Source organism: Streptomyces albus subsp. albus, from assembly GCF_000719865.1.
GTDB lineage: Bacteria > Actinomycetota > Actinomycetes > Streptomycetales > Streptomycetaceae > Streptomyces > Streptomyces albus_E.
Map to the genome: position 1 here is coordinate 1 of NZ_JOID01000114.1, position 238 is coordinate 238.

General features: G+C 73.5%; 1 protein-coding gene. It reads left to right on the forward strand.

Features of this window, described 5'->3' with window-relative positions:
- Nucleotides 1–238, forward strand: a 238-nt coding sequence (locus tag IF83_RS33965) for a hypothetical protein (RefSeq protein WP_037682197.1), incomplete at both ends; no start/stop codon positions are given.

The window sequence follows — 238 nt, forward strand, 5'->3', positions numbered from 1 at the left end:
GCTGAGCGAGTTCAGCAAGACGGCGGGTGCGTGGCTGACGGAGGCGGCGACGGTTCTGGCGGAGGTGAAGGCGGCGATGCCGCCGCCCTCCAGTGCCTCCCGGGCCACGCTCGACGCGTTCTTCGAGCGCAACCCGGGCGGTCGGCTGATGTTGTCGGAGGCGACGGTCGCGCGGTCGAAGGACGCCGGGGCCGGCGGTGCGCTGTTGGGTCCGACGCCGAAGGAGGCGTTGGCGGCC